At 74.5% G+C, this 3,198-nt stretch carries 3 protein-coding genes; 2 read left to right on the plus strand and 1 reads right to left on the minus strand.

The annotated features are described in order from the left end of the window. Positions 1–1,236 (minus strand): FAD-binding oxidoreductase (locus tag F2B26_RS15330; RefSeq protein ID WP_159810836.1); only part of this gene is annotated, 1,236 nt, incomplete at its 3' end. Positions 1,237–1,389: 153 nt separating this feature from the next. Between F2B26_RS15330 and F2B26_RS15335 the strand changes: the two genes are divergently transcribed. Both F2B26_RS15335 and F2B26_RS15340 read left to right on the plus strand, forming a co-directional pair. Further along, positions 1,390–2,577 (plus strand): LLM class flavin-dependent oxidoreductase, encoded by a 1,188-nt coding sequence (locus F2B26_RS15335; RefSeq protein WP_159810840.1) that lies wholly within the window; start codon positions 1,390–1,392, stop codon positions 2,575–2,577. 30 nt (positions 2,578–2,607) lie between these two features. Next, positions 2,608–3,102, plus strand: coding sequence for a CE1759 family FMN reductase (locus F2B26_RS15340; protein WP_159810838.1), 495 nt, complete (start codon positions 2,608–2,610; stop codon positions 3,100–3,102). Positions 3,103–3,198 lie beyond the last annotated feature (96 nt).

Genomic DNA, 3,198 nt, shown 5'->3' on the forward strand with positions numbered 1-3,198 from the left:
GGCGAGCGCCCCTGGACGGCACCAGGGCGCCATCTGCTGGGTGATGCGGCGCGCGTCGTCCGCCACCGGGTCGGGCGTGCCCGTGGACGCGGTGCCCACCGTGGTGAGCGCCCACGGCGCGTCGCGGTGGGCGACCGCGGACGCACCGCGCAGCGGCTCCCGGACGGCACCGCCGAGCCGGCGGACCTCCACCGACTGCTGCAGGCAGCCGCTGCCCGGGCCCACGAGCTCGACGAGACGGTCGGCGGCCGCCGGGCCGAGCTCGTGCAGCAGCACCGTGTGCCGCTGCCGGGGCCCCGGACCGGCGTGGTCGGCGTGCACCGCACCGATCGCGGCGTAGGGCATCACCCCGACCGTGTCGATGAGCGGGGCGGCGAGCGCGCGCATCGGGGCGATCAGGCGCTCGCCCTCGGCCGGGTCCCCGGTCCAGGCGAAGCGCAGCGCCAGCGTGGTGAAGCCCGCCAGGACGGACGGCACGTGCGGCACGGTCGTCATCCGGGCGACCGCGACGGAGGTGCTGCCCGCCACCGGCAGCTGCGCGGCCCAGCGGGCCCAGGCGCGCAGCACGGCCGGGACGTCCACCTCGTCGAACCACAGCGTGCCGGCGTAGACCTCCGGCTGCTCGACCAGCTCGATGAGGGCCGAGGTGATGATGCCCAACGAGCCGCGTCCACCGCGCAGCGCCCAGAACAGGTCGGGGTGCTCCTCGGCCGAGACCGAGCGCAGCACCCCGTCGCCGGTGACGACCTCGAGCCCGATCACCCGGTCGCTGGAGACCCCGTGCGAGCGTGCGACGGGTCCCAGCCCGCCGCAGCTCAGGTGGGCGACGGCCCCGACCGCGGCGTCGGCCCCGCACACGGGGGCCAGGCCGTGGCGTGCGGTGGCGTGCAGCACGGTCGACCAGCGCACCCCGGCGCCGAGCTGGGCGGTGCGGTGCTGGGGCCGCACGACGAGCGTGTCGAGCGAGCGGGTCGAGACCAGGACGCAGCCGGGTGGCACGAGCCCTCGTCCGATGCCGCGGACCGCGACCGGCACCCGGTGCTCACCGGCCGTGCGCACCGCGGCGGCGACGTCGTGCGCGGTGAGCGCCTCGACGACGAGCGTCGCACCGGCCCGGCGCCGGGGGTCGTGCGTGGCGGTGAGCGCCTCGTACCCGACCGTCCCGGGCAGGTGCACGCGCGCCACCGCGGCGCTCATGGCCCTGGTGAACGGGTCGAGTCCGATCGTCACGGGCATGGCGGTCCTCTCCGGCGCGGACATATGAGAACCAGGAGGCGGCGTCCGCCGCGCTGATACCCGCTGTGCGGGCCCGGAGGGCGCGGGAATAGGGCGCGGGTGCCCCCGGTTGAGGCGAAAGTTCATGCAAACGCATAGATCGTGAGGCGCATCATGCAGTTCGGCATCTTCTCCGTCGGCGACGTCACGCCGGACCCGCACACCGGGCGCACGCCCGACGACACCGAGCGGGTGCGCGCCATGCTCACCATCGCCCGGCACGCCGACGAGGCCGGCCTGGACGTGTTCGCCACCGGCGAGCACCACAACCCGCCCTTCGTGCCCTCCTCGCCGACCACCATGCTCGGCTACCTGGCCGGGGTGACCACGCAGATCACCCTGTCCACCGCCACCACGCTCATCACCACCAACGACCCGGTGCGCCTGGCCGAGGAGTACGCGATGCTCCAGGTGATCGCCGACGGGCGGATGGACCTCATGCTGGGCCGCGGCAACACCGGCCCCGTCTACCCGTGGTTCGGCAAGGACATCCGGCAGGGCATCGCGCTCGCCGTCGAGAACTACGCGCTGCTGCGCCGGCTGTGGCGCGAGGACGTCGTGGACTGGACCGGCAAGTTCCGCACCCCGCTGCAGGGCTTCACCTCGACCCCGCGCCCGCTCGACGGCGTCCCGCCGTTCGTGTGGCACGCCTCCATCCGCTCCCCCGAGATCGCCGAGCAGGCCGCCTACTACGGCGACGGGTTCCTGCACAACGCGATCTTCTGGCCGATGGAGCACACCGCCCAGATGGTCAACTACTACCGGCAGCGGTTCGAGCACTACGGGCACGGCCGCGCCGACCAGGCGATCGTCGGGCTCGGCGGGCAGGTGTTCATGCGGCCCCGCTCGCAGGACGCCGTCAACGAGTTCCGCCCCTACTTCGACGTCGCCCCCGTCTACGGGCACGGGCCGACGCTCGAGGAGTTCGCGCACGAGACCCCGCTCACCGTCGGCTCGCCGCAGCAGGTGATCGACCGGTACGGGGCCTTCTGGGAGCAGGTCGGGCACTACCAGCGCCAGATGTTCCTCATGGACCACGCCGGCCTGCCGCTCAAGACCGTGCTCGAGCAGATCGACCTCCTCGCCGAGCAGGTGGTCCCGGTGCTGCGCGCCGAGGCCGAGGCCCGTCGTCCCGCCGACGTCCCGGCGAACCCGCCGTCGCACGCCGACCTGGTCGCTGCGGCCCGCGCGGCCGGCACCGCCGGTTCCACCCAGGTGTCGGCCGAGGCCGACCACTGGACCGGCAAGACCGCCGAGGACGACGAGGCCGCGGCCCTGGCCGTCGAGCCCCGCACCCACTGACACCCCGCCCGACCGGTTCGGAGGAACCTCATGACCACCCGCTCGCTCGTCGTGCTGTCCGGCGGCGTCTCGCAGCCGTCCAGCTCCCGGCTGCTCGCCGACCGGCTCGCCGCCGCCACCGTGACCGCGCTGGCCGCCCGCGGCCTCCAGGCCCAGGTGCACACCGTGGACCTGCGCGACCTGGCCCACGCCACCGTCGACGCGACCCTCACCGGGTTCGCCTCCGGGCCGCTGCGCGAGACGCTCGACGCGCTCGCGGCGGCCGACGGCGTGGTGCTGGTGAGCCCGGTCTACGGGGCGTCGGTGGCCGGGCTGGTCAAGTCGTTCCTCGACGTGCTCGAACCCGGCACGCTCGACGGGATCCCGGTGCTGCTGGGGGCGACCGGCGGCACCGCCCGGCACTCGTTGGCCCTGGAGTACGCGCTGCGACCGACGCTGGCGTACCAGCGCGCCGCCGTCGTGCGCACCGCCGTGTTCGCCGCGACGGACGACTGGGCCAGGACCAGGTACTCCGCCTGCTCGTAGTCGCGCAGGTCGAGCACCTGGGCGATGGTCTCGCCCGGCTGGAACGCCAGCAGGTTCGCGACGTGCTGACCCTTGGCGTCCCGACCGCCCTCGGGC

The organism is Cellulomonas citrea (assembly GCF_009829685.1).
GTDB lineage: Bacteria > Actinomycetota > Actinomycetes > Actinomycetales > Cellulomonadaceae > Cellulomonas > Cellulomonas citrea.